Below are 20,811 nucleotides of genomic sequence, written 5' to 3'. Positions count from 1 at the left end.
AGCCCCAAGCCTAACCGGGACGCCCTGGTACGCCGTACGCTGGCGGCATGCTCATCCTGGCCATCTGCCTCGGCACCGTGGTGCTGCTCGGCGTCATCGTCTGGATGGGCACCCACATGGTCTCCCACCCCGACCCCAACGCCGGTGCCATCGGCGGCGGCGTCGGCGCCGGTCTCGGCATGCTCGACCCCGGCGCCGCGCGGGCGCGCGAGGAGGTCGACGACAAGAAGAACCAGGCGGAGATCCTGCCGACGCCGGACGACGACGACGAGCACCCGCGGTGGAAGGTCGACCTGCACCGCGGGACCGTCAAGATCCCCCGGCCACCGCAGTGAGGGCCGCGCGTACGGCGTGCGCCGCCTCGGCCGCGCGCTGGTCGCTGAGCACGCCGGCGTGCGCCTCCTGCAGGTAGAAGACGTCCACCGCCTGCGGGCCGAGCGTGTCGACGTGCGCCGAGCGCACCGCGATGTCGAGGTCCGCCAGCGCCGCGCAGGCCAGGTAGACGACGCCCGGCCGGTCGCCGGTGCGCACCTCCAGGACCGTGGCCTGGTCCGAGGCCTCCGGCCGGACGGCGACGGTCGGCTCGAGCGAGTCGGTCGCCGCGGCGCGGCGGAGGCGTTCGGCCGCCTCGACCCGTCCGGCCACGACCGCCTCGTAGCGGGTGCGGAGCACCGCGGCGTCGAGGTCGGGCACGCCCACCTCCCACACGGAGACGCCGTACTGCTCCTGCGCCCAGGCGCGGGCAGCGCGGACCGGGATCCGCTGGAGGGCGAACATCGCCGCGAAGTCCGCCAGCAGGCCCACCCGGTCCGGTGCGATGACGGTGACGCGGGTGCCGTCGTCGTCGTGCTCGACGGTGATCGCGGCCGAGCCCCGGCGTACCTCCTTCGGGATCGCGACGTCGTCGGTGACGATCGGGGGCAGCGCGACGCCTGAGTCGAGAGCGGCACGGGCGCGCCTGGCCAGGTCGTTGATCAGGCCGGAGCGCCAGGCCGACCAGGCCTTCGGCGAGGCCGCCTTCGCGTCCGCCTCGGAGAGCGCGAGCAGCAGGTCGAGCGCCTCTGCGGTCTCGACGCGCTGGGTGATCATCTCGACGGTGGCGGGGTCGTCGGGGTCGCGGGTCGTGGCCGTCTCGGCGAGCACCAGGTGCCACCGGACCAGGCGCGCGACCAGGTCCACCGCGTCGGGGGCGAAGCCCATCCGGGTCGCGATCTCGCGGGCGATCGGCTCCCCTGCGACGCTGTGCTCGGTCAGGCTCCCCTTGCCGATGTCGTGCAGCAGCGCGGCGACCATCAGGACGTCCGGACGCGCGACGTGCCGGATCAGGTGCGAGGCCTCGATACAGGTCTCGACGACGTGCCGGTCGACGGTGAACCGGTGGATCGCGGACGCGTGCGGGAGCAGGCGGATCCGGTCCCACTCGGGCAGCGCCCGGGCGAGGGCCCCGGTCTCCTCCAGGGTCTCCCAGACCGCCAGCAGGCCACGCCCGGACGCGAGGAGGCGGACCAGCAGCTGTCGTGCCTCGGCCGGCCACGGGGTCGGCAGCGGCACGCCCTCACGCGCGAGCCGCGCCGCGGTGGCCGGGGCCAGGACCACGTCGTTCTCCGCGGCGGCCGTCGCGGCCCGCAGCAGCAGCACCGGGTCCTCGGCCGGCTTGGCCGAGCGGTCGAGCACCACCTCGCCGTTGGCGAGCGCGACCCCCGCGGCCAGCGGAGTCAGGTCGGGCCGCCGGGCGCGATGGTTGGGCGCCGGCCGGGCGAGCGCGGCGTCGACGCGGCGCCAGGTCAGGTGGGAGAGGTGCGCGATCCGGCGGCCGAGCTCGCGGACGTGCACCTGCGCGTCCCGGGCATCGGCCAGCCCGAGCGCGTGCCCGAGGTCGCTCCACTGCTCCGGGTTGATGCGGTCGGTGGGGCGACCGGCCGTGTCGTGGAGCGCGTCGCGGACGTCGAGCATCGACAGCCGGGCCCGCTCCAGCTCGCCGTGCGGCACGTCGACCATCCAGGTCGCGACCAGCGCCTTGAGCACGGTGGCGTCACGCAGGCCGCCCTCCGCCTCCTTGATGTCGGGCACCGACAGGTGGGCGACCTCGCCGACCGACTCGTGTCGCGCGCGGACCATCTCGCGCAGCGCGGGCAGCCGCTCCTTCGCCGTACGCCGCCAGTTGGCGAGCATCGTGGTCCGCAGACGGAGGGTGAGGTTCGGGTCGCCGGCGAGGTGGCGCGCGTCGAGCAGGCCGAGTGCGACCTTGAGGTCGGCGTCGGCGGCGGCGACCATCTCCGTCATCGTGCGCACGGAGTGGTCGAGCCGGGATCCCGAGTCCCAGAGCGGGTACCAGACCTTCTCGGCCACGGCCCGGACGTCGACCCCCTCGTCGGAGACGAGCACGACGTCGAGGTCGGAGTACGGCGCGAGCTCGCTGCGGCCGTAGCCGCCGACGGCCACGAGCGCGGCGCCGACGTCCGGGCCGCCGCTGTCGCGGTAGGCGTCGGCGCAGAGCGCGTCGGCCTCGGCGGCCCGCCGGGTCCGGTCGGAGGCTGTCAGAGCGCTGCCTCGTCCTGGTCGCCCGTGCGCACGCGCAGCACCGACTCGACCGTGGTGACCCAGACCTTGCCGTCGCCGATCTTGCCGGTGCGCGCGGACGAGGAGATCGCCTCCACCACCGCGGCGGCGTCCTCGTCGGCGATGAGGATCTCGATGCGGATCTTGGGCACGAGCGCGATGTCGTACTCGGCCCCGCGGTAGACCTCGGTGTGGCCCTTCTGCCGGCCGTAGCCGCTGACCTCGCTGACGGTCATCCCGGTGACGCCGGTCGCCTCGATGGCGGCCCGCGCGTCCTCCCACTTGTGGGGCTTGATGACGGCGGTGATGAGCTTCACGGGGCCTCCTGGGGCTGGGCGCACGATGGGGAGAGGGCTCGGGTCGTGGTCCGATCATGCCGGACGGACGGTGCCCGAGGACGGGACCGGCCCGGCTCCTCGACGAGGAGCCGGGCCGGACACACATCAGGGATCAGATGGCGGCCGAGTCACGGTCGCCGGTGCGGACCCGCACCACCGTGTCGACCGGGCTGACCCAGACCTTGCCGTCGCCGATGCGTCCGGTCTGCGCGGTCTTCACCACGATGCCGACCACGTCCTCGGCGTCGCCGTCGTCGACGACGATCTCGATGCGGATCTTCGGGACCAGCGCGATGTCGTACTCGGCACCGCGGTAGACCTCGGTGTGGCCCTTCTGCCGGCCGTAGCCGCTGACCTCGCTGACGGTCATGCCGGTGACACCGAAGGTCTCGAGCGCCTCGCGCACGTCCTCCCACTTGTGCGGCTTGATCACCGCGGTCACGAGCTTCATGCGTTGACCCCTTCCGTGACGGTGCTCTTGGCCAGGACCGACGAGGCGGAGGTGCCGCCGCCACCGAGACCGGTGTGCAGGTCGTACGCCGACTCACCGTGCTGGTCGCCGTCGATGCCCTCGACCTCGGCCTCCTCGGTGACCCGCCAGCCGATCGTGAACTTGATCGCGAACGCGATGATCGTCGTCAGGACGCCGGTCCACACGATGGTGAAGAGGGCCGCGAGCGCCTGGTCACCGAGCGAGGCGAAGCCGCCGCCGTAGAACAGGCCGTCGATGCCGCCCGGCGCGCTCGAGGTCGAGACGAGGCCGATCAGCAGGGTGCCGACGAGGCCGCCGACCAGGTGGACGCCGACGACGTCGAGCGAGTCGTCCATGCCGAACATGAACTTGAGGCCGACCGCGGCGGCGCAGGCGCCACCGGCGACCGCGCCGACCACGATCGCGCCGACCAGGCTGACCGCACCACACGCGGGCGTGATGGCGACCAGACCTGCGACGATGCCCGACGCGGCACCGAGCGAGGTGGCCTTGCCGTGCAGGATCCGCTCCATCAGCAGCCAGGCGAGCATGGCGGCGCAGGTGGCGATCGTGGTGTTCATGAACGTCACGCCGGTCTCACCCTGGAACTGGGCCGAGAACGCCTCGGGGCTCGCGAGCGAGTCGGAGGTGAAGACGATCGAGCCGACGTTGAAGCCGTACCAGCCGAACCACAGGAGGCCGGCGCCGATCATGGTGAGCGTCAGGTTGTGCGGCTTCATCGGCTCCTTCATGAAGCCGACGCGCTTGCCGATGACCAGGGCGAGCACCAGGCCCGCCACACCGGCGTTGATGTGGACGACCGTGCCGCCCGCGTAGTCCTGCGCGAACGTCGAGCCCTTGGCGAGCTGCTGGGCGACCCAGCCGCCGCCCCACACGTTGTGGGCGATCGGGAAGTAGCAGGCGGTCAGCCAGAGCGGGACGAAGACGACCCACGAGACCAGCTTGACGCGATCCGCGATGGCTCCCGAGATGAGCGCGACCGTGATGGCGGCGAACGTCAGCTGGAAGACGACGTAGATCAGGTTGACGTTGGACACGCCGTCGAGGCCGAACATCGTGAACGGGTTGGCGATCAGCTTGCCGTTGCCGTTGCCGGCGCCGTCACCGCCCCAGCCCATCGACCAGCCCCACAGCACGAAGACGATGGCGGCCACCGCGAACGCGACGTACGACATCATCATCATGTTGAGCACGGACTTGGACCGCGTCATGCCGCCGTAGAACAGCGCCAGGGCGGGCACGGTCATCATCAGGACGAGGGCTGTCGCCACCAGCATGAAGGCGTAATAGCCGTCCACAGAACCTCCAGGGATCACATCTCGGGAGGGCGGGTACGACGACGACCGCACTGTCGGCTCGGGGAACCCGCCCCATTGCCAGACACCTTCGAAGGCCGAGGTTTCGACCCGCGTTGCCGCGTGTTGCGATCAGGAAACGAGATGGGCCCGTTTGTTACTTCGGTGTTACGACTCCCCCAACGGCGTTTGAACCCCCGCCGTCACCCGAGCAGGGCGTCGACGAACGCGCTGGGCTCGAACGGCGCCAGGTCGTCGGCGCCCTCGCCGAGGCCGACCAGCTTCACCGGGACGCCCAGCTCGCGCTGCACCTGGACGACGATGCCGCCCTTCGCGGAGCCGTCGAGCTTGGTCAGCACGATGCCGGTCACGTCGGCGACCTCGCCGAAGACCCGGGCCTGGATCAGGCCGTTCTGACCGGTCGTGGCGTCGAGCACGAGCAGCACCTCGGTGACCGGGGCCTGCTTCTCGATCACCCGCTTGACCTTGCCGAGCTCGTCCATCAGGCCGGCCTTGTTCTGGAGCCGGCCGGCCGTGTCGACGATGACGGTGTCGGCACCGGTGTCCACGCCCTCCTTGACCGCCTCGAAGGCGACGCTGGCGGGGTCGGTGCCCTCCGGGCCGCGGACGACGTCGACGCCCACCCGCTCGCCCCAGGTGGCCAGCTGCTCGACGGCAGCGGCGCGGAACGTGTCCGCCGCACCCAGGACCACCGACCGGTCCTCGGCCACCAGGATCCGGGAGAGCTTGCCGACCGTGGTGGTCTTGCCGGAGCCGTTGACGCCCACGACCAGCACGACGCCGGGCTTGCCGTCCGCCCCGCTCACCTGGAGCCGCCGGTCCATCCCGGCATCCACGAGCGCGAGCAGCTCCTCGCGGAGCACGGTGCGCGGGTCCTCGGCGCTGCCCTCGACCCGCAACCGGGTGCGCAGCTTCTCGACCAGCTCCTGGGTCGGGGCGACCCCGACGTCGGCGGTGATCAGGGTGTCCTCGATCGACTCCCAGGTGTCCTCGTCGAGCCGGTCGCGCGACAGCAGGGCGAGCAGGCCGCGGCCCAGGCCGCTCTGCGAGCCGGCCAGCCGCTGACGGAGGCGGACCAGGCGGGAGGCAGTGCCCTCGGGCTTCTCCAGCGTCGGAGCAGCGTCGACCGGGACCTCGGCGGGCACCTCGACCGCCGGCTCCGCCACGTCCGCGTCGGTCGGCGGCGGGACGACGACGTCCGGCGCGGGCGCCTGCGGAGCCGCGGGCGGCGCCTGCCGGGAGCGGCCGACGAGCAGCGCGACGACGAGGACGACCGCAAGGACCGCGATCGCGATGACCAGGTACAGCCAGGAAGCCATGCCTCAATCCAACCAGAGGCCTCCCCCGCCTACGTCAACGGCGGCGCTCGGAGTCCTCGTACTCGGCGTCGAAGCCGAAGATCGACTGGTCCTCCTCCTCGAGGACCGGCGCCGCGTCGGCCGCCTTGGCCATCGCATCGCCCAGCCACGGCGTCGCGGGCATCCGCTCACCGCGGTGCGGGAAGGCGACGTACGCCGCCACCAGACCGGCGACCACGAGGATCAGGACCATCACGACCACGATTGCGAGCACGCGCGAACCTCCCGAGAGAAACAGACAGTCACACGACTACCCGTTCCTCCACCGTGTCACACGGGTCAGGCCGGCCCGGCATCGCCGCGCAGGAGCGGCTCGACTGCGGCACGGATCACGTCGGGCATCGGCGTCGACGGCCGCGCCGGGTCGGTGTTGTCGACGTACACGTGCACGAAGCGACCCTCCGCGGCCGCCTCGTCCGACGGCCCCTGGAAGAGGCCGATCCGGTAGATGATGCTGGAGCTGCCGACCTTGTCGACGACCAAACCGGTCTCGATCGGCGCCGGGAAGCCGATCTCGCGGAAGTAGCGGCACGACGTCTCCGCGACCACGCCGATCTGGGGCAGCTTGCGGACGTCGACACCGGTCGCCTCGTAGAGGTGCGCGTTGACGGCCGTGTCGAAGAGCTCGTAGTAGGTGGCGTTGTTGAGGTGGCCGTAGGCGTCGTCGTCGCGCCACCGGGTCGTGACGGTGCGCCACGCGACGTAGTCGGCGCGGGTCGGCCGGTCCCCCACTAGGCCGACTCGGCCTCGCGCAGGCGCTGGCTGATCACCGCGGAGACGCCGTCGCCGCGCATGGTCACGCCGTAGAGCGCGTCGCCGACCTCCATGGTCCGCTTCTGGTGGGTGATGACGAGCAGCTGGGAGTTCTCGCGCAGCTCCTCGTAGATCTCCAGCAGGCGGCCGAGGTTGGTGTCGTCGAGCGCGGCCTCGACCTCGTCGAGGATGTAGAACGGCGACGGGCGGGCCTTGAACAGCGCGACCAGGAAGCACACGGCCACCAGCGAGCGCTCACCACCGGACAGCAGCGAGAGCCGCTTGACCTTCTTGCCGGCGGGTCGCGCCTCGACCTCGATGCCGGTGTTGAGCATGTCGTCGGGCGTCGTCAGCACCAGGCGGCCCTCGCCGCCCGGGAAGAGCCGCGAGAACGTGTCGTCGAAGGCGCGGCTCACGTCGGCGTAGGCCTCCGTGAAGACCTGCTCGACCCGCTGGTCGACCTCGTGGACGATGTCGAGCAGGTCCTTGCGGGTGCGCTTGAGGTCCTCGAGCTGCTCGGTGAGGAACTTGTGCCGCTCCTCCATCGCCGAGAACTCCTCGAGCGCCAGCGGGTTGACCCGACCGAGCTCGCGCAGCGAGCGCTCGGCGGTGCGCAGGCGCTTGGCCTGCTCGTCGCGGACGTACGGCGTGGGCTCGGGCGTCTCCTCGCCCTCGGGGACCTCGCCGCTGAAGGGCACCAGCTGGTCGGGGCCGTAGTCGGCGACCAGGCCGTCGCCGTCGAGGCCGAGCTCCTCCAGCGCGCGCTCCTCGAGCTGGTCGATGCGCATCCGCTGCTGGGTGCGAGCCATCTCGTCGCGGTGCACGGAGTTGACCAGCTCGTCGTGCTCCTTGCCGAGGTCGCGCAGGGAGGTGCGGACGTCGCGCAGCTGCTGCTCGCGCCCGCTGCGGGACTGCTCCACCGCGGAGCGCGCCTCGGCGGCCCGGTGGATGGAGACCTCGAGACGGCTGAGCACGTAGCCGACCGCGAGCCCGACCGCCTCGGCGGCCCGACCCTCGCGGATCATCCGCTCGCGGCGCTCGGCGGCCCGGGCGCGGGCGTCGCGCTCCTTCTCGGCCGCCCGGAGCAGCGAGTCCGCGCGGCCGTGCAGGGCCCGGGACCGCTCCTCCGACGTGCGCAGCGCGAGACGGGCGTCCATCTCGCCCTGCCGGGCGGCGCGGGCGGCCTCGGTGAGCTCCTCGCGCGCCGTCGTGTCGGGCTCGGCCTCCGGCGCCTCCTCGGCAGCGGCGAGACGCGTCTCCAGGTCGGTGAGGCCGGCGACGGCCTGGACCCGGGCCTCCTCGGCCTTCTCGATCGCCTGGGTGAGCCGCTCGGCCTCACCGCGGGCGGCGCGGGCCTGGGAGCCGTACTGGCCCAGCTCCTCGGCGACCGCGGCCAGGGTCGCGTCCGACTCGTGCAGCTTGGCCAGCGCGACGTCGACCCGCTTGCGCGCGTCGAGCCGCTCGCTCTCGAGGCGGGACATGTCGAAGCCGAGCCGCTCGGAGGCGGCCACCGCCTCCGCGAGCTGCTCGGCGGCCTCGTCGACCGCGGCCTGGATCTCGATCAGGCTCGGCTGGCTGCTGGAGCCGCCGGAGGCGAAGTGGGCGCCGATCAGGTCGCCCTCGCGGGTCACCGCGGTGAGGTCGGGCTGCGCGGCGACCAGGGCCCTGGCGGCGTCGAGGTCGTCGACGACGGCGACCTTGAAGAGCAGGCGAGTCAGTGCCGGCCGGACGGTGTCGGGGCAGTCGACGACGTCGGCGGCGTACGTCGCGCTGGCGGGCAACGACGGCCAGTCGCGGGTCTGGGCGGGACCCCCGCCGAGGAGCATCCCGGCGCGGCCGAGGTCGGCACCCTTGAGGTGCCCGATGGCGCGCACGGCGGCGTCGGCGTCGGCGACCGCGACGGCGTCCGCGGCCGAGCCGAGCGCCTGCGCGATGGCCGTCTCGTAGCCGTTGCGCACCGAGACCAGCGCGGCCACCGAGCCGAGCAGCCCGGAGACCTCGTCGCTCGCCGCGAGCAGCGCGCCCGCGCCGTCCTTGCGGTTGAGGCCGAGCTCGAGGGCGTCCTTGCGGGCGGCCAGTCCGGTGCGGTCGCGGTCGGCCTGCAGCGCCTCGTCGCGGGCCTTGGCGAGCCGGTCCTCGATGTCGTCGAGGGCGGTCGTCGCGGCCTCGTGCTCGGCGTCGAGGCCCTCTTCGCCGGCATCGAGTCCGGCGACGCGGGTCTCGAGCGAGGTGAAGTCGCGCTGCGCGCGGTCGGCGCGGGCGACAGCCTCCTCGCGGGCGAGGCCGAGGCGGCCGACCTCCTCGTCGGCGGCGGTCGCGCGGGAGCGGAGCGTGTTGACCTGGCCGTGCAGCCGGGCCAGGCCCTCGCGGCGGTCGGCGGCGGCGCGTTGGAGAGCCGCGATCTTGCGGTCCTCCTCGGCGGCCGCGTCCTCGGCGGTACGACGTGCCGTCACGGCCTCCTCGAGGGCCACGCGGTGGGCGTCGACCTCGGCGGTGATCCGCTGCTCCTGCTCGCGGACCTGGGCGGCCTCCGCCTCGAGCTGCTCGGGGTCACGCCCGGAGCGCGCCTCCTCGACGTCGGCGGTGCCGGCGGCGTTGCGCACCCGCTCGGCGGCCAGCGACTGGGTGCCGCGCAGCCGCTCGCGCAGGCCGGAGAGGGCGAACCAGTTCTCCTGGGCCTGGGCCAGGGCCGGCAGGTCCTCGCGGAGCGCGGCCTCGAGCGCCGACTCCTGCTCGCGGCTGCGGGCGACCTCGGCCTCCACCTGCTCGCGGCGCGCGACCAGGATCGACTCGTCGGCCATCTCCTGCTGGAGGGAGGACCGCGCGGTCATCAGGTCGTCGGCGAGCAGGCGGGCGCGGGCGTCGCGGACGTCGGCCTGGACCGTCGCGGCGCGACGGGCGACCTCGGCCTGTCGGCCGAGCGGCTTGAGCTGGCGCCGGATCTCGACCAGCAGGTCGTTGAGCCGGGTCAGGTTGCCCTCGGTCGAGTCGAGCTTGCGGAGCGCCTTCTCCTTGCGCTTGCGGTGCTTGAGGACGCCCGCGGCCTCCTCGATGAAGCCGCGGCGGTCCTCGGGGGTCGCGTGCAGGATCGTGTCGAGCTGGCCCTGGCCGACGATCACGTGCATCTCGCGGCCGATGCCGGAGTCGGAGAGCAGCTCCTGGACGTCGAGCAGCCGGCACGGGTTGCCGTTGATGGCGTACTCGGACCCGCCGCTGCGGAACATGGTGCGGCTGATCGTGACCTCGGTGTACTCGATCGGCAGCGCGCCGTCGGAGTTGTCGATGGTCAGCACGACCTCGGCACGGCCGAGGGGCGGGCGCCCCGACGTACCGGCGAAGATGACGTCCTCCATCTTGCCGCCGCGCAGCGACTTGGCGCCCTGCTCACCCATCACCCAGGCGAGGGCGTCGACGACGTTCGACTTGCCGGAGCCGTTGGGCCCGACGATGCAGGTGATCCCCGGCTCGAGCTGGAGGGTGGTCGCCGAGGCGAAGGACTTGAACCCCTTGAGGGTCAGGCTCTTCAGGTACAACGTCTGGCTCCCAGCGTCAGGCGGCTCGTCGGACTGAGGACGAAGGCAGCATCATCGCAGCCGGCCAAGGGGGGAAGCTCAGCGAGGCTCACCCTACCCGCAGCCACCCCCGATCCCTGGCATTAGGGGAGCATCACCGGTAGGTGTCCGACACGGCGCGCAGCCCGGCGACCAGCACGGCGATGCCGAACTCGAACCGGTCGTCGCCGTCGCCCGCCGTCATCACCCCCGCCATGCTCGTGACCAGCGGGAACTCCGCCGCCGGGAGCGCCTCCATCATCGCGCGCAGCTGCTCGTCGATCGCGGTGTGGTCCGGCTCGGCACCCGGCGGGGTGCTGTTGGCCCGCTGCATCCAGATCGCCTCCTCGACGGCGATCGCGCTGACGTACGCCGCCGCGAGGTCGCAGAACCACGCGGACGCCTGGGGCGAGATCCCGCCCGCGTCGCAGATGGCGAGCAGGCCCTCCATGGTGCGCAGCGCGCCCATCCCGGACGGGATCATCCCGATGGCGGCGCGGGCGGAGCCGGGGTGCCGACGGTAGAGCGCCAGCATGTCGCGCAGCACCTGCCGGAGCTGCTCGTCCCAGTGCTCGGGGTCGGGTGCGGGGACGACCAGCTCGGCGCTGATCCGGTCGAGGACGAGCTGGTCGACCTCCTCCTTGTTCGCCACGTGGGCGTAGAGCGAGGCTGGGCCGGTGTCGAGCGCCTTGGCCAGTGAGCGCATCGAGACGGCGTCGTACCCCTGCTCGGCCATCAGGCCCATCGCGGCGTCGACGATCCGGTCGACCGTCAGCCGCTCCTTGGGGGCCGCGGCCGGCTCCCCGGGCAGCGTCACCCGGATCCGTACCGGGCCGGCCTGCCAGGACTTCTCGCGCTTCCGCTCCGCCATGACGAACACTGTACTTGACACGAACACCGTTCGGGTTTAGAACACTGTTCGTGACTACGAACACTGTTCGCGACCCGGACCTGTACGACGAGCGGGGCTATCGCTTCCGCTGGATGGTGATGGCGGTGGTGATCATCGCCGACGTCATGGACCTGCTCGACGCGACCATCGCCAACCTGGCCGGGCCGTCGATCCGCGAGGACCTCGGCGGCAGCGCGAGCACGCTGCAGTGGGTGCTCGCGGCGTACACGATGTCCTTCGCGATCGGCCTGGTCGTCTCCGCCCGGGTCGGTGACCAGGTCGGGCGCAAGCGGATGTTCGTGATCGGCATGGTCGGCTTCACGCTGGCCTCGCTGCTGTGCGGCCTCGCACCCACGGCGGGCCTGCTGATCGCGTTCCGCGTGCTCCAGGGCCTCTTCGGCGCGGTGATGATCCCCCAGGGCCTCGCGATGGTGAAGCAGTCGTTCGCGCCGGAGGACCTCCAGAAGGCGTTCATCCCGTTCGGCCCGATCATGGGTCTCGCCGCGGTGCTGGGCCCGATCCTGGCCGGGGTGCTGCTCGACGCCGACCTCTTCGGCACCGGCTGGCGGATGATCTTCCTGATCAACGTGCCGGTCGGCGTCGTCGGCGCGGTCCTCGCCTGGCGCTACCTGCCCGACGTGCCCCGCAACCCGGAGGCCCGCCTCGACCCGGTCGGCGCGGTCCTGCTCACCGTCGCGTCGGCCCTGCTCATCTACCCGCTCGTGCAGGGGCGCGAGCACGACTGGCCGTGGTGGTGCTTCGCGATGATGGCCGCGTCGGCCGTGGTGTTCGGGCTGTTCGTGCTCAGCGAGCGACGCAGCCGGAACCCCGTCATCGAGCCCTCGCTGTTCACGCACCGCGGGTACGTCGCCGGCGTCACCTTCATCGGCGTCTTCTTCGTCGCGATGTCCGGCACGATGCTGATCTTCAACCTCTTCCTCCAGCTGGGCCTCGGCTTCGAGCCGCTGAAGACCGGCATCACGATGACGCCCTGGGCGCTCGGCATGGCGATCGGCGCCGCCGCCTCGGGTGCGGCCCTCGGCCCGCGGTTCGGGCGCCGGGTCCTGCACGCCGGTCTGCTCATCTCCGCGGCCGGCATCGCCTGGCTCGCCTGGACGATCGGCGGGGCGGACGCCTCGCTCGGTGGCTGGGACCTGGCCCCGATGACGCTGCTCGCCGGCTTCGGCTCCGGCCTGATCTTCGCGCCGCTCTTCGACATCATCCTGTCCGACCTCGACGATCGGGAGGTCGGCACCGGCTCGGGCGTGCTCAACGCCGTGCAGCAGTTCGCCGGAGCGCTCGGTGTCGCCCTGCTCGGCACGCTCTTCCTCCAGTGGGTCCCCGAGGACGGCTGGTTCGAGGCGACCCGGACGATCCTCTGGGTGACGATCGGCTGCTACGCACTCGCGTTCGCGGCCGTCTTCCTGCTCCCGCGGTTCGCCCGCGAGGGCGTCGGCGAGTAGCCGTAGGGTCTGCGTCGTGGATCTCCTCGGCACCGGCCGCGACGCGGACGTCTTCGCCCTCGACGCCGACCGGGTGCTGCGCCGCAGCCGCGACGGCCGCAGCACGGCCCACGAGGCCGCGACGATGCGGCAGCTCGCCGACCTCGGCTACCCGCTCCCCCGCGTGCACGAGGCCTCGGGGGCCGAGATCGTCATGGACCGGGTCGACGGCCCGACGCTGGGCGAGGCGCTGCTGACCGGCGCGGTCGACACGGGCGACGGCGCCGAGGTGCTGGCCGGACTGCACCGCGACCTGCACGCGGTGACGTGGCCCGGAGCAGCCGCCGGGGACTGCCTCGTGCACCTCGACCTGCACCCGCTCAACGTGATCATGGCCGACCGCGGCCCGGTCCTCATCGACTGGACCAACGCCCGGGTCGGACGGCCGGGGCTCGACGTCGCCGTCACCGTCCTGGTCATGGTCCAGGTCGGCCTCGGCGACGAGACGCTGCGCGACGTGCTGCTGTCCTACTCCGAGGAGTTCGCGGCCCGCGTCGCGACGCCGTACGCCGCGGAGCTGCCGGAGGCGACCGCGATCCGTAGGGCCAACCCGCACCAGACCGAGGCCGAGGCGGAGCGCTTCGACGAGGCGGTCGAGATCACCCGACGCTGGGCGTAGCGGCCTCGTCCGCGTGCGCGATGTGCGTGAGCTGGCCCCAGATCAGCAGCACGAAGACCGCCGAGCCGACGAACGCGAACCAGAACGGCGCGGTGACGCCCCAGTGCTGGGCGATCACGCCGCCGATGCCGGAGCCGATGACCAGGCCGCCGTACACGCCGACGAGGTTGACCGACCCGACCCGGCCCTGCAGCTCCGTCGGCACCGCGCGCTGCCGGATCGTCAGCGACGTGGTTCCCCAGATGAACGCGTGTGCGCCGAAGACGAAGAAGATGCACATGGCGACCCAGGCGGTCGTGGTGAGGGCCAGGGACAGCATCGTGAACGTCTCGAAGACCAGCCCGATCCGCATCAGGTTGCCCAGGCTGACCCGGCGGGTGATCCAGCCGTAGGACAGGGTGCCGACCAGCCCGCCCACCGCGGAGATCGTGGTGAGCAGCCCGAAGCCGATCGGGCCGAGGCCGAGCCGCTGGGTGGCGTAGAGCACCAGGATCGACCAGGCCGCACCGAAGGTGATGTTGAAGACGAAGATCGTCAGCACCAGCGTGCGCACCGCGGCGTGGTGGCGCACCCAGCGGAACGCTTCCGCGATGTCGTGGCGGAGGTGCGTGTCCGGGGCGGGCTCGCGCCGGTGCTCCGGCAGCACGACCCGCGAGATCAGCACCGCACCGAGGGCGACCACGACCGCCTGCGTCGCGAAGGGCACGGCGTGGCCGAGCGCGAAGAGCGCGGCGCCGATCGGCGGCCCCGCCAGCTGGTTGACCGTGATGAAGCCCGTGGTCAGCCGCGCGTTGGCGATCGCGAGGTCGTCGCGCTGCACCAGCATCGGCATCAGGGTCGCGGCCGTGTTGTCGGCGAAGACCTCCGCCGTGCCGAGCAGGAACATCGCGACGAGCACCAGCCAGATCGACACCACGTCGGTGGCGACCGTGAGCGTCAGCAGCACGAGCACGACCGCCCGCGCCAGGTCGACCGTGACGATGATGAGCCGCCGGTCGAGGCGGTCGGCGAGCGCGCCGGCGTACAGGCCGAAGACGAGCGGCGGCAGCCACTGGAGGAGCGCGGCGAGCGCCACCAGGATGGGGTCGTGGGTCAGCGAGGCGACCAGCAGCGGGCCGGCCGCCAGGGCGATCCCGTCACCGAGGTTGGAGACCCACGACGAGGCGATCAGCCAGCGGAAGCCGATCCCGAACCGGCGGGGTGCGACGATCTCGACGCCGGCGTTGAGAAGGGTGCTCACAAGGGCGCGACGCTACGGGCCGAGGCGGGTCGCCGCGACCGGTTTACGTGCAGCGGCTCAGGCCGGCTGCATCTCCTGGAGGTGCGAGGTCTCGATCTCGAGGAGCGCGGCGGCGTGGGCCTCAGCCAGCCGGTCGTTCTCCTCGGACAGGCGCCCGGCGAGCGCCTCGAGCTCACCCACGCGGGCCCGCAGCCGAGCGTTCTCGGCGGCGAGGGCGGGGCTTCGCAGGTCGCTGTTCATGTATCCGATCAGCGCCTTGGCCATGAATGAGCCTTCCGGGGGCTAAGAGGGGGTCGGCTCGCGGTGGCGGGCCGTCTTCAAGAGTCCCACCAGGCGGGCCTCCGGTCAATTGGACGCGTCAGTCCGGCATCGGCACCGGACGGGCGGGCGTCCGCCGCTTCCGCGGCACGGGCTGGCACACCGGGCAGAAGTACGACGACCGGTTCATGAACGCGACCCGGCGGATCGGCGTACCGCACCGCTCGCAGGGCTCGCCCTCGCGGCCGTAGGCGTGCAGCGAGCGGTCGAAGTAGCCGGACTCACCGTTGACGTTGACGTAGAGCGCGTCGAACGACGTGCCGCCCTGGCCGAGCGCCGAGACCATCACGTCGCGGGCGTGGCCGAGCAGCTCGCGCACCTGGGCGGCGGTGAGCCGGTCCCCCGGGCGCTCGCCGTGGATCCGGGCGCGCCAGAGCGCCTCGTCGGCGTAGATGTTGCCGACGCCCGAGATCAGGTTCTGGTCGAGGAGCTGGCGCTTCACGCCGGAGGTCCGCTTGCGGACCTTGCGGACGAAGAGGTCGTCGTCGAACTCCGGGTCGAGCGGGTCGCGGGCGATGTGCGCGATCTCCGGGGGCAGGTCCGCGCCGCCGGTGGAGATCGACAGGCCCCCGAACATGCGCTGGTCGACGAAGCGCATCTCCTTGTCCTGAGTAGGCGAGGGACGAGCCGTATCGAAGGGGCGGCCCTCGTCGGAGCCTTCCAGGACGAAGCGGACCCGGAGGTGCCGCTCGGCGGGGGCGTCCGCCGGCTGCACCAGGATCTGGCCGCTCATCCCGAGGTGGCCGAGGAGCGCGTCGCCGTTGTCGAGGGGGAGCCAGAGGTACTTGCCGCGGCGTCTGGCCGCCTCGATGCGGCGGCCGGCGAGAGCGGCGGCGAAGCCGGCCGGCCCGCCGGGGTCGCGGCGCACCGGGCGCGGGTGCAGGACCTCGACGCGGGTGATGGTGGCGCCGACGACGTGGCGCTCCAGGCCGGCGCGGACGACCTCGACCTCGGGCAGCTCGGGCACCGGAGGAGGTCAGCCCTGCGGGGTGAGGGAGGCGACGATCTCGCCGTACGCCGTCTCGGCGGCGGCCTGCTCGGCTTCCTTCTTCGAGCGGCCGAGGCCGTTGCCGTAGAGGTTGGCGCCGACGCGGACCTGCGCGGTGAACGTCTTCATGTGGTCGGGGCCCTCGTCCGCGATGACGTACTCGGGGACGCCGAGCCCGTGCTCGGCGGAGAGCTCTTGGAGGGAGGTCTTCCAGTCCAGGCCGGCGCCCATCGCGGACGCGGCCTCGATGAGCGGGTCGAACAGGCGGTGCACGACGACCGCGGAGGTCTCGAAGCCGCCGCCGCTGAGGTGCACGGCGCCGATGACGGCCTCGACGGTGTCGGAGAGGATCGACGCCTTCTCGCGACCGCCGGTGGCCTCCTCGCCGCGGCCGAGCATCACGTGCTCGCCGACGCCGATGGTGCGCCCGACCTCGGCCAGCGCGCGGGCGTTGACCACGGCCGCGCGCAGCTTGGCCAGCCGGCCCTCGGAGAGGTCGGGGTGGGTGCGGTAGAGCGTCTCGGTGACGACCACGCCGAGGACGGAGTCACCGAGGAACTCCAGCCGCTCGTTGGTCGGCAGCCCACCGTTCTCGTAGGCGTACGAGCGGTGCGTGAGCGCGCGCTCGAGCAGCTCGGGGTCCAGCTCAGGATCCCCGAGTGCTGCTCGCAGCGCGGCGTAGTTGGTCAGCGGACCGGGACCGGTCAGAGGACCTGACGACGCTCGGCGCGCGCGCCGTACTGGCCGCACTCGCCGCACGCACGGTGCGGGAGGTGCTTGGCACCGCAGGCGGGGTTCGCGCACGTCACCAGGTTGGGCGCAACGGCCTTCCAGGCCGAGCGACGGTGGCGCGTGTTGCTGCGCGACATCTTCCGCTTCGGGACAGCCACAGTTATCTCCTCTACCAGGACCGGCGGTGCCGGTCAGTCTTGGTCTTGCTCATCTTGCCTCAGGGCGGACAGTCCCGCCCAGCGCGGGTCGATCGCTGCCTCGTGCGCGTGGTCCGGGTCGTCCGCGAGCCGGGCGCCGCACTCGACGCACAACCCAGGGCAGTCCTCCATGCACAGCGGCTGGAACGGTAGTGCGAGCACCACCGCGTCCCGCAGCAGGGGCTCCAGGTCGACCAGGTCGCCCTCGAGCTTGCTGACGCCGTCGTCCTCCTCGGAGGAGTAGTCCCGGTCCTCGTAGACGAACAGCTCCTGGAACGTGACCTCCGTGGGATCGGAGATCGGCTCCAGGCACCGTGCGCACTCACCCTCGAGCTCCGCCGTGGCGGTGCCCGTGACCAGCACACCCTCCATGACCGCCTCCAGCCGTAGGTCGAGCTCGACCGGCGAACCTTCGGGGACACGAAGGACTTCGATGCCCAGATCTGCCGGTGCCGGGACCGTCCGTTCCACCTGTCGCTGGGACCCCGGGCGGCGGCCGAGCTCGCGGGTGTCGAGCACGAGCGGCGCTCTCGGGTCCAGGCTGCTCAGGTTTCTACTTCCGGTTCAGGCACAAACAGATCAGCGAGAAGCGTACCGGTCGGTCGCGGGCGCGACCAATTCGCTCGTGGTCCGCTCACTCGTGCTTCTGTGCGATCCGGGCCACCAGCCGCTCGTGCACGGACGCCGGCACCAGCGCCGAGACGTCCCCGCCGAGCGAGGCGACCTCCTTGACCAGGCTGGAGGAGACGTAGCCCAGCGCCGCGTTGGTCGGCACGAAGACGGTCTCCACCCCCGTGAGGTGGGAGTTCATCTGCGCCATCGGCAGCTCGTACTCGTAGTCGTTGCCGCCGCGGAGGCCCTTGACGATCGCCTGGGCACCGATCTCGCGGCAGAAGTCGACGATCAGGCCCGTGAACCCCATCACCGTGACGTTGGGGAGGTCGGCGCAGACCTCGCGCAGCATCTCCAACCGGTCGTCGGGCTCGAAGAGCCGCGACTTCGACGGGTTCGTGCCGGTCGCGACGACCAGCTCGTCGAAGATCGCCGCGGCACGCCGGAAGATGTCGACGTGACCGTTGGTCACCGGGTCGAACGAACCGGGGCACACGGCGCGTGTCATGGCGTGGAGGTTACCGGTTCCCCGCGGAGAACTCGGCGTACCAGAGCGTGGTCTCGCCGTACCGCTTCGCGCGGGTGTCGGTGAACCCCTCCGGCCAGCGCGGCTCGGGGCTGCGCGACGCGCGCTCGACCACGACCAGGGCGCCCGGCACCAACCAGCCGTGCTCGACCAGGGAGTCGAGGTCGGCGGCGACCTCGTCCTCGGTGAGCGGGTACGGCGGGTCGCTGAAGACCACGTCGTACGGCGCGCTGGGCGGCTTGCGCAGCGTGGCGGCGACCGAGGCGGCAACGACGCCCGCCTTGGCGAAGCCGATGGTCCGGGCGTTGTCGCCGATCAGCGCGGCCGTCCGGCGGTCCTGCTCGACGAGGGTGACGACGCCGGCCCCGCGCGACCAGCCCTCGAGGCCGACCGCCCCCGAGCCGGCGTACAGGTCCAGGAAGCGGAGCCCGTGCAGCGAGCCGCACCACGACTCGACGGCCGAGAACAGCGCCTCGCGGACCCGGTCGCTGGTCGGCCGGGTCGCCGAACCCCGGGGCGTCTCGAGGCGGCGCCCGCCGGCCTGGCCGCCGATGATGCGCGTCATGCGGAGATCACGACTTCTCCATGAAGTCCGACTGCACCGACTCCTCGAGCCGGGTGACGGCCGTGGCGAGGTCGCTCGCCTGGGCGAGGTCGGGATCGGCGTCCAGGAGCGCGACGGCGGCCTCGCGGGCCTGCACGATCGTCTTCTCGTCCCGAAGCACGCGCAGATTCTGCAGCCCCGAGCGGTATCCCGACTGCGATTTGCCGAGAACGTCTCCCTCGCGGCGCTGCTCGAGGTCGACCCGGCTCAGCTCGAAGCCGTCGGTGGTGGACGCGACGGCCTCCAGCCGGTCCCGCGCCGGGGTGCCCGCCTCGGCACGTGAGACCAGCAGGCACAGGCCCGGCAGGCCGCCCCGCCCGACCCGGCCGCGCAGCTGGTGCAGCTGGGAGACGCCGAACCGCTCGGCGTCGACCAGCACCATCGCGGTCGCGTTGGCGACGTCGACACCGACCTCGATGACCGTCGTGGCCACCAACACGTCGACGTCGCCGGCCGCGAAGGCCCGCATCACCCGGTCCTTGTCCTCGGGCTGCATCCTGCCGTGCAGCTTCTCCACCCTGAGCCCGGCGAGCGGACCCGCGACGAGCTGGGCGGCGACCTCCTCGACGGCGGCGAGGCCTCCCGCGGGCTTCTCCGGGGTGACCGTGTTGCCGTCCTCGTCGAGCTCGAGCTGGTCGGACTCGCCCTGCTCCTGCTCGTCGCCCGTGATGCGTGGGCAGACGACGTACGCCTGGTGGCCCTTCTCGACCTCCTCGCGCACCCGCTCCCACACCCGGCCGAACCAGGTCGGGTGCTCGGCGAGCGGGACGACGTTGGTCTGGATCGGCGCCCGACCGGCCGGCAGCTCGGTGAGGGTCGAGACCTCGAGGTCGCCGAAGACGGTCATCGCGACGGTGCGCGGGATCGGCGTCGCCGTCATCACGAGCACGTGCGGCGGGGTGCCGGCCTTGTCGGTGAGCGCCGCGCGCTGCTCGACGCCGAAGCGGTGCTGCTCGTCGACGACGACGAGGCCGAGGTCGTCGAAGATGACGTTCTCCTCGAGCAGCGCGTGGGTGCCGATCACGATCCCGGCCTCCCCCGTCGCGATCCGCGACATGGGCGCGGTCCGCTGGGCCTTGGTCATCGACCCGGTCAGCAGCTCGACGTTGGTCGCATCGGCTGCGCCGCCGAGCATGCCGCCGGCGGCGAGGTCGCCGAGCATCGCGGTGATCGAGCGGTGGTGCTGCTGGGCGAGCACCTCGGTCGGGGCCAGCAGCGCGGCCTGGCCGCCCGAGTCGACGACGCGCAGCATGGCGCGGAGCGCGACCAGCGTCTTGCCGGAGCCGACCTCACCCTGGAGCAGGCGGTTCATCGGGTGCGCCTGGGCCAGGTCCGCCTCGACCTGCGCTCCGATCTCCCGCTGCCCGGCGGTCAGCTCGAAGGGCAGCCGCTCGTCGAAGGCCGCGAGCAGACCGCCCTGGTCGCCCGTGCGGGCGCGGGCGCCGAGCTCCTGGACCGCGCGCCGGCGCCGGGCCAGCACGAGCTGGGTGACCAGCGCCTCGTCGAAGCGGAACCGCCGCTGGGCCTCGGTGATGTCGGCGTACGTGTCGGGCGCGTGGACGCGGTCGAGGGCGTCGCGGGCGGCCAGCAGGTCGTAGCGCTCGCGCACGGCGTCCGGCAGCAGGTCGGGCACCTCGTCGACGACCGTGAGAGCGAAGGCGACGGCCTTCTGGATGTCCCACGAGTCGACGCTCTTGGTGAGCGGGTAGATCGGGTAGAACGCGCGGATGCTCTCCAGCGACAGCTCCGCGAGGTCCTCGCCGCCGTCGCCGAAGAGCACCATCTGCGGGTTGGTGAGCTGCCAGGTGTCCCGAAAGCGGCCGACCTTGCCGAGGAAGATCCCCTCCCGCCCCTCGACGAGGCGACGCTTGTTCCACTCCGCGGTGCCCTTCGACTTCGCGAAGAACGACATCTGCAGCGTGGCGCCGTCGGCGTGCACCGCGGTCTCGACGCGGTATGCCGGGCGGTTCGTGCGTCGGTCCGTGTAGGTCTTGATCTCAGGCCTGCCGAGCCTCCCGGAGAAGGTCAGCATCTCCCCCTCGTGCAGCTGCTCCACGCGACTCAGCTCGCCCGTCTTGATGTAGCGGCGCGGGAAGTGGTGCAACAGGTCGTCGACCGTGCGCAGGCCGAGTCGCTCGACGATGGCGTCGCGCTTCTTCTTCTGGTCGCCGAGGACGGTGGCGACCGGCGAGTCGAGGGTGATCATGCGTCGT

21 protein-coding genes are annotated in these 20,811 nt (G+C 72.2%); 3 read left to right on the top strand and 18 right to left on the bottom strand.

The window, feature by feature from the left end:
- The first annotated feature begins 47 nt into the window (after positions 1-47).
- On the top strand, positions 48-335 hold the full coding sequence (locus ACFPYL_RS09780; RefSeq protein ID WP_379153369.1) for a hypothetical protein: 288 nt from the start codon (positions 48-50) through the stop codon (positions 333-335).
- Here ACFPYL_RS09780 and ACFPYL_RS09775 read toward each other — a convergent pair.
- The 9 genes from ACFPYL_RS09775 to ACFPYL_RS09735 form a co-directional block, all read right to left on the bottom strand.
- Positions 310-2,541 (bottom strand): [protein-PII] uridylyltransferase, encoded by a 2,232-nt coding sequence (locus ACFPYL_RS09775; RefSeq protein ID WP_379155423.1) that lies wholly within the window; start codon positions 2,539-2,541, stop codon positions 310-312. The genes ACFPYL_RS09780 and ACFPYL_RS09775 overlap by 26 nt on opposite strands.
- Positions 2,538-2,876, bottom strand: a complete 339-nt coding sequence (locus ACFPYL_RS09770; protein ID WP_379153367.1) for a P-II family nitrogen regulator — start codon at positions 2,874-2,876, stop codon at positions 2,538-2,540. The genes ACFPYL_RS09775 and ACFPYL_RS09770 overlap by 4 nt, the downstream gene beginning before the upstream one ends.
- A gap of 133 nt (positions 2,877-3,009) precedes the next feature.
- Entirely contained in the window at positions 3,010-3,348 is a 339-nt protein-coding gene (locus ACFPYL_RS09765; protein WP_056149210.1) for a P-II family nitrogen regulator, read from the bottom strand.
- The gene (locus tag ACFPYL_RS09760) at positions 3,345-4,688 is read right to left on the bottom strand and encodes an ammonium transporter (RefSeq protein ID WP_379153365.1); all 1,344 of its coding nucleotides are present in this window, start codon (positions 4,686-4,688) and stop codon (positions 3,345-3,347) included. Before ACFPYL_RS09760 ends, ACFPYL_RS09765 begins: the two co-directional genes overlap by 4 nt.
- Positions 4,689-4,888: 200 nt before the next feature.
- Positions 4,889-6,025, bottom strand: coding sequence for a signal recognition particle-docking protein FtsY (ftsY, locus tag ACFPYL_RS09755; RefSeq protein ID WP_379153363.1), 1,137 nt, complete (start codon positions 6,023-6,025; stop codon positions 4,889-4,891).
- Positions 6,026-6,059: 34 nt separating this feature from the next.
- Positions 6,060-6,278 carry a hypothetical protein gene (locus ACFPYL_RS09750; RefSeq protein WP_379153361.1) on the bottom strand — a complete coding sequence of 73 codons (219 nt, stop codon included), beginning with the start codon at positions 6,276-6,278 and terminating at the stop codon, positions 6,060-6,062.
- Positions 6,279-6,343: 65 nt separating this feature from the next.
- Positions 6,344-6,796 carry an acyl-CoA thioesterase gene (locus ACFPYL_RS09745; RefSeq protein ID WP_379153359.1) on the bottom strand — a complete coding sequence of 151 codons (453 nt, stop codon included), beginning with the start codon at positions 6,794-6,796 and terminating at the stop codon, positions 6,344-6,346.
- Positions 6,796-10,350 (bottom strand): chromosome segregation protein SMC, encoded by a 3,555-nt coding sequence (gene smc / locus ACFPYL_RS09740; protein WP_379153357.1) that lies wholly within the window; start codon positions 10,348-10,350, stop codon positions 6,796-6,798. Before smc ends, ACFPYL_RS09745 begins: the two co-directional genes overlap by 1 nt.
- 133 nt (positions 10,351-10,483) lie before the next feature.
- Positions 10,484-11,239 (bottom strand): TetR/AcrR family transcriptional regulator, encoded by a 756-nt coding sequence (locus ACFPYL_RS09735; RefSeq protein ID WP_379153355.1) that lies wholly within the window; start codon positions 11,237-11,239, stop codon positions 10,484-10,486.
- A gap of 50 nt (positions 11,240-11,289) precedes the next feature.
- Between ACFPYL_RS09735 and ACFPYL_RS09730 the strand changes: the two genes are divergently transcribed.
- Positions 11,290-12,723: a DHA2 family efflux MFS transporter permease subunit gene (locus ACFPYL_RS09730; protein WP_379153353.1), complete on the top strand. Its 1,434-nt coding sequence runs from the start codon at positions 11,290-11,292 to the stop codon at positions 12,721-12,723.
- Between the two features lie 16 nt (positions 12,724-12,739).
- A complete protein-coding gene (locus ACFPYL_RS09725) occupies positions 12,740-13,381 on the top strand; it encodes a phosphotransferase (RefSeq protein ID WP_379153351.1) in 642 nt (213 codons plus the stop codon).
- Here ACFPYL_RS09725 and ACFPYL_RS09720 read toward each other — a convergent pair.
- The 9 genes from ACFPYL_RS09720 to ACFPYL_RS09680 form a co-directional block, all read right to left on the bottom strand.
- Positions 13,362-14,621: an MFS transporter gene (locus ACFPYL_RS09720; RefSeq protein WP_379153349.1), complete on the bottom strand. Its 1,260-nt coding sequence runs from the start codon at positions 14,619-14,621 to the stop codon at positions 13,362-13,364. The genes ACFPYL_RS09725 and ACFPYL_RS09720 overlap by 20 nt on opposite strands.
- A 57-nt stretch (positions 14,622-14,678) precedes the next feature.
- A complete protein-coding gene (locus ACFPYL_RS09715) occupies positions 14,679-14,885 on the bottom strand; it encodes a hypothetical protein (protein ID WP_379153347.1) in 207 nt (68 codons plus the stop codon).
- A gap of 94 nt (positions 14,886-14,979) precedes the next feature.
- Positions 14,980-15,906 carry a bifunctional DNA-formamidopyrimidine glycosylase/DNA-(apurinic or apyrimidinic site) lyase gene (mutM, locus tag ACFPYL_RS09710; protein WP_379153345.1) on the bottom strand — a complete coding sequence of 309 codons (927 nt, stop codon included), beginning with the start codon at positions 15,904-15,906 and terminating at the stop codon, positions 14,980-14,982.
- Between the two features lie 9 nt (positions 15,907-15,915).
- Positions 15,916-16,677 (bottom strand): ribonuclease III, encoded by a 762-nt coding sequence (rnc, locus tag ACFPYL_RS09705; protein WP_449289706.1) that lies wholly within the window; start codon positions 16,675-16,677, stop codon positions 15,916-15,918.
- The gene (rpmF, locus tag ACFPYL_RS09700; protein ID WP_056149233.1) at positions 16,632-16,817 is read right to left on the bottom strand and encodes a 50S ribosomal protein L32; all 186 of its coding nucleotides are present in this window, start codon (positions 16,815-16,817) and stop codon (positions 16,632-16,634) included. The genes rnc and rpmF overlap by 46 nt, the downstream gene beginning before the upstream one ends.
- 33 nt (positions 16,818-16,850) lie before the next feature.
- Entirely contained in the window at positions 16,851-17,228 is a 378-nt protein-coding gene (locus ACFPYL_RS09695) for a YceD family protein (RefSeq protein WP_379153343.1), read from the bottom strand.
- Positions 17,229-17,490: 262 nt separating this feature from the next.
- Complete coding sequence (coaD, locus tag ACFPYL_RS09690) at positions 17,491-17,976, bottom strand: pantetheine-phosphate adenylyltransferase (protein WP_379153341.1); 486 nt, start codon at positions 17,974-17,976, stop codon at positions 17,491-17,493.
- A gap of 10 nt (positions 17,977-17,986) precedes the next feature.
- Positions 17,987-18,559 (bottom strand): 16S rRNA (guanine(966)-N(2))-methyltransferase RsmD, encoded by a 573-nt coding sequence (gene rsmD, locus ACFPYL_RS09685; RefSeq protein ID WP_379153339.1) that lies wholly within the window; start codon positions 18,557-18,559, stop codon positions 17,987-17,989.
- 7 nt (positions 18,560-18,566) lie between these two features.
- On the bottom strand, positions 18,567-20,804 hold the full coding sequence (locus ACFPYL_RS09680; RefSeq protein WP_379153337.1) for an ATP-dependent DNA helicase RecG: 2,238 nt from the start codon (positions 20,802-20,804) through the stop codon (positions 18,567-18,569).
- Between the last annotated feature and the right edge of the window lie 7 nt (positions 20,805-20,811).

Origin of the sequence: Nocardioides hankookensis, from assembly GCF_042658885.1 — a bacterium.
In the GTDB taxonomy this organism is placed as follows: Bacteria; Actinomycetota; Actinomycetes; order Propionibacteriales; family Nocardioidaceae; genus Nocardioides; species Nocardioides hankookensis.
This window is presented reverse-complemented; position numbering and strand designations above follow the sequence as displayed.